The organism is Streptomyces sp. NPDC058751 (genome assembly GCF_042746485.1).
Taxonomy (GTDB): Bacteria; Actinomycetota; Actinomycetes; order Streptomycetales; family Streptomycetaceae; genus Streptomyces.
Genome location: NZ_JBHYPZ010000060.1, coordinates 51,271 through 56,337, shown reverse-complemented (window position 1 = coordinate 56,337; position 5,067 = coordinate 51,271). Strand labels below are relative to the sequence as shown.

Sequence of the window (5,067 nt, the reverse complement as noted above, 5' to 3'; positions counted from 1 at the left end):
TGGACCTTCGACCCCGTCCGCAAGCAGTACTACTGGCACCGCTTCTTCTCCCACCAGCCCGACCTCAACTACGAGAACCCGGCCGTCCAGGAGGACATCCTGGCGGCCCTCAGGTTCTGGCTGGACCTGGGCATCGACGGGTTCCGGCTCGACGCGGTGCCGTACCTGTACCAGGCGGAGGGCACGAACTGCGAGAACCTCCCGGCCACCCATCAGTTCCTCAAGCGGCTCCGGGTCGACATCGACACGCACTATCCGGACACGGTGCTGCTGGCCGAGGCGAACCAGTGGCCCGAGGACGTCGTCGACTACTTCGGCGACTTCCCCTCCGGCGGCGACGAGTGCCACATGGCCTTCCACTTCCCCGTCATGCCCCGCATCTTCATGGCCGTCCGCCGCGAGTCCCGCTACCCCGTCTCCGAGATCCTCGCCAAGACCCCCGCCATCCCCGCGAACTGCCAGTGGGGCATCTTCCTGCGCAACCACGACGAGCTCACCCTCGAAATGGTCACCGACGAGGAACGCGACTACATGTACGCCGAGTACGCGAAAGACCCGCGTATGCGCGCCAACATCGGCATCCGCCGCCGCCTCGCCCCCCTCCTGGACAACGACCGCAACCAGATCGAACTCTTCACCGCACTGCTGCTCTCCCTGCCCGGCAGCCCGATCCTCTACTACGGCGACGAGATCGGCATGGGCGACAACATCTGGCTCGGCGACCGCGACGCCGTGCGCACCCCCATGCAGTGGACCCCCGACCGCAACGCCGGCTTCTCCTCCAGCGACCCCGGCAGGCTCTACCTGCCGACCATCATGGACCCGGTCTACGGCTACCAGGTCACCAACGTCGAGGCGTCCATGTCCTCCCCCTCGTCACTGCTGCACTGGACCCGCCGCATGATCGAGATCCGCAAACAGAACAAGGCCTTCGGACTCGGCTCCTACACCGAACTCCCCTCCACCAACCCCGCCGTCCTCGCCTTCCTGCGGGAATACAAGGACGACCTGGTGCTGTGCGTGCACAACTTCTCGCGCTTCGCCCAGCCCACCGAGCTCGACCTGCGCGCGTTCGACGGCAGGCACCCCGTAGAACTGATCGGCGGCGTCCGGTTCCCCGCCATCGGCGAACTGCCCTACCTGCTCACCCTCGCCGGCCACGGCTTCTACTGGTTCCGCCTGCGCCCCGCGGTCGGGCCCGGCACCGCGAGGCGCGTGTGAACGCGTACCCCTCGACAGCCCGCCCGCCCCTGAAAGGACGTGCCGTCATGACGCACACCGCTCTGCATCGTCCGAGCGGCCCCGACACCGCTCCGCTGCTCACCTCGCTGACCGAACTGCTGTGCGCCTGGCTGCCGCGACAGCGCTGGTTCGCGGGCAAGGGCAGACCCGTGACGGATCTGACGCTGCTGTCGACCACCGAGCTGTACCCGGGGTGTCTGCACCTGCTGGTCCGCACCGAGCACCTCGGCCCGCCCGCCCACGACGCGACCGGCGCCCCCGCGGCCGAGGACTGCTACCAACTGCTGCTCGGTGTGCGGGAGGTCCTGCCGCCGCGGCTCGCCCACGCCTTCATCGGCCGGGCGAGCGCCGGCCCGCTGGCCCACCTGACCGTGTACGACGCCTTCCACGACCCGAAGGCCGCGGGACTGCTCCTCGAACGGCTGCGCCGTTCGGGTACGGCGGGACCGCTGCGGTTCGAGCGCGACCCCCGGGTGACGGTGCCGTCCGGCCTCACGCCGCGCCTCCTCGACGCCGAGCAGTCCAACACCTCACTGGTCTACGGGGACGCGTTCATACTGAAGGTCTTCCGGCGCGTCCAGCCCGGCATCAACCCGGACCTGGAGGTGCCGCGCGCGCTGGCCGGACAGGGCTGCACCCGCGTCCCGGCGCCGGCCGCGTGGTTCAGGACCTCGGAGCCGCAGGAGGCGACCCTCGGCGTGCTCCAGCCGTACCTGCGCGACGCCGCCGACGGCTGGACGCTGGCCCTCGAATCCCTCGGCTCGCGGCAGGACTTCACGGGCGAGGCGTACGAACTGGGCCGGGCCACCGCCGAGGTGCACCTGGCCCTGGCCACGGCCTTCCCGGTGGACGCGCCGAGTCCGTACCGGAACCGGCGGCTCGCGGAGGCGATGGGCGGGCGTCTCGACGCCGCGGTCCGCTCGGTCCCCGAACTCCGCCCGCACGCGCCGGGTCTGCGGTCGGCGTTCGACGCGCTCGCCGCCCTGGACGCCGCGGTCCGCCCCGCCCAGCGCATCCACGGCGATCTCCACCTCGGCCAGGTCCTGCGGGCCGGGCAGCGGTGGTCGGTGATCGACTTCGAGGGTGAACCGGCCCGCCCGATCAGCGAACGTCGGCGTGTCCAGTCGCCCGTACGCGATGTCGCGGGCATGCTGCGGTCCTTCGACTACGCGGCCCGCTCCCGGCAGCCCTGGCGTCCGAAGTGGGCGGAGCGCTGCCGCGAGGCCTTCTGCGCGGGCTACGCCGCCGCGGCGGCCTGGGACCCGCGCGAGGAACCCGAGCTGCTGCGCGCGTACGAGACGGACCGCGCCGTGTACGAAGTCCTCTACGAGGCACGGCACCGGCCGGACTGGCTGCCCGTGCCCATGGCGGCGGTCGGACGGCTCGCCGACCTCCCCTGACCACCGGCCGCCGTCGGTGACCGGTCACCCGGCTCCCGACCACCGACCACCGACCACCGACCACCGACCACCGACCAGCCTGAGCACTCCCGCCGAGCACCCCGCCATCCCCACTTCGAGAGGCCCAAGCCGTGACCCGCACCGCATCCTCCCGCGTACGACGGGCCAAGCCCGTCGCCCCGTCCGCGCAGCACGCCGCGCTGGACCCCACGGACCGGGGGCGGCTGCTGTCCGGCACCCATCACGATCCGCACGCGCTGCTGGGTGCCCATCCGGTGCCGGGCGGAGTGGTGTTCCGGGCGCTGCGGCCGTGTGCCCGGGGGGTGGCGGTGGTCGTGGACGGGCACCGCACCGCTCTGGACGACCTGGGCGACGGGCTCTTCGGCTCCGCCCTGCCGTTCGACGGGATTCCCGCGTACACCCTGGTGGTGACGTACGACGAGGCCGAGTTCGAGACGCAGGACCCCTACCGGTTCCCGCCCGCGCTCGGTGAGCTGGACCTGCATCTGATCTCCGAGGGCCGGCACGAGGAACTGTGGCGGGCGCTCGGCGCCGAGCCGATGACCCACGGCGGTGTGGAGGGCACGCGCTTCACCGTGTGGGCCCCCAACGCCCGAGGGGTCCGGGTCTGCGGGGACTTCTGCCACTGGGACGGCGCCGCCGGGTTCCCGATGCGCTCGCTCGGATCGTCCGGTGTGTGGGAGCTGTTCCTGCCCGGCATGGGCGAGGGGACGCTCTACAAGTTCGACATCACGCGCCCCGACGGGTCCCGCACCCTGCGCGCCGACCCGATGGCCCGCCGCACCGAGGTGCCTCCGGCGACCTCGTCGGTCGTGACGCGGTCGTCGTACACCTGGCAGGACTCGACGTGGATGAGGGAACGGGCGGAGCGCCGCCCGCTGCACGAGGCGCCGTTCTCCGCGTACGAGGTCCATCTGCCTTCCTGGCGGCCGGGCCTGACCTACCGTCAGCTCGCCGACCAGCTCCCCGCCTACGTCAACGACCTCGGCTTCACCCACGTCCAGCTGATGCCCGTCGCCGAGCACCCCTTCGGCGGCTCCTGGGGCTACCAGGTCACCGGCTTCTACGCGCCCACCGCGCGCCTGGGCACCCCCGACGACTTCAAGCACCTCGTCGACTCCCTGCACCGGGCCGGCATCGGTGTCCTCATGGACTGGGTACCCGCCCACTTCCCCCGCGACGACTGGGCCCTCGCCGAGTTCGACGGCCGCCCGCTCTACGAACACGCCGACCCCCGGCGCTCCCACCACCCCGACTGGGGCACCCTGGAGTTCGACTACGGCCGCCGCGAGGTCCGCAACTTCCTCGTCGCCAACGCCACCTACTGGTGCGAGGAGTTCCACATCGACGGCCTGCGCGTCGACGCCGTCGCCTCCATGCTCTACCTCGACTACTCCCGCGAAGAGGGCCAGTGGGTCCCCAACGAGTTCGGCGGGCGGGACAATCCCGACGCGGTGGCGTTCCTCCAGGAGATGAACGCCACCGTCTACCGCCGCAACCCCGGCGTCGTCACGATCGCCGAGGAGTCCACCGCCTGGGACGGCGTCACGCGTCCGACGTCCGACGGGGGACTCGGCTTCGGGTTCAAGTGGAACATGGGCTGGATGCACGACTCCCTGGTGTACATGCAGCACGAGCCGATCCACCGCAAGTACCACCACGACGAGATGTCCTTCTCGATGGTGTACGCCTACAGCGAGAACTACGTCCTGCCGATCTCCCACGACGAGGTCGTGCACGGCAAGCAGGCACTCGTCTCCAAGATGCCCGGCGACTGGTGGCAGCGGCGCGCCAACGCGCGTGCCTACCTCGGCTTCATGTGGGCCCACCCGGGCAAGCAACTCCTCTTCATGGGACAGGAGTTCGCCCAGGGCGGGGAGTGGAAGGAGGCCGAGGGCCCCGAGTGGTGGCTCCTCGACCCGGAGTACTGCGCCGAGGGCGACCACCGCGGGGTCCAGGACCTCGTCCGCGACCTCAACGCCCTCTACCGCGGCGAACCCGCGCTGTGGGAACGCGACACGGACCCGTCCGGCTTCACGTGGGTCGTCGGCGACGCCGCCGACGACAACGTCTTCGCCTTCCTGCGGTACGCCGCCGACGGCACCCCGCTCCTCGCCGTCTCCCACTTCTCCCCCGCCGTCCGCCACGACTACCGCCTCGGCGTCCCCGAGCACGTCCCCGCCTGGCGGGAGGTCCTCAACACCGACAGCCTCCGCTACGGCGGAAGCGACGTCGTCCACACCGAGCCCGTAAAGGCCGAGGCGATCGGCATGCACGGCCGTCCGACCAGCATCGAGCTGACGCTGCCGCCGCTGGCGACGGTGTGGCTGCGGCCGGCCTGAGCCCGACCGCAGCCACGGCCGGGGAACCCCGCGCAGGGCGAGGCCGGGGGACCCGCCCGGAA

The 5,067-nt window shown here is 71.4% G+C and carries 3 protein-coding genes; all 3 read left to right on the top strand.

Annotation, left to right across the window (positions count from 1 at the left end):
- A partial coding sequence (gene treS / locus ACFW6B_RS37375; protein ID WP_386603618.1) for a maltose alpha-D-glucosyltransferase occupies nt 1-1,221 on the top strand: 1,221 nt, incomplete at its 5' end.
- A gap of 47 nt (nt 1,222-1,268) precedes the next feature.
- Nucleotides 1,269-2,642 carry a phosphotransferase gene (locus tag ACFW6B_RS37370; protein WP_386603615.1) on the top strand — a complete coding sequence of 458 codons (1,374 nt, stop codon included), beginning with the start codon at nt 1,269-1,271 and terminating at the stop codon, nt 2,640-2,642.
- 131 nt (nt 2,643-2,773) lie between these two features.
- Nucleotides 2,774-5,005, top strand: coding sequence for a 1,4-alpha-glucan branching enzyme (gene glgB / locus ACFW6B_RS37365; protein ID WP_386603613.1), 2,232 nt, complete (start codon nt 2,774-2,776; stop codon nt 5,003-5,005).
- Nucleotides 5,006-5,067: the final 62 nt, after the last annotated feature.

What these genes read in the sequence shown, in the direction of transcription:
- ACFW6B_RS37370 (WP_386603615.1), top strand. Translation starts at nt 1,269, where the DNA reads ATGACGCACACCGCTCTGCATCGTCCGAGCGGCCCCGACACCGCTCCG.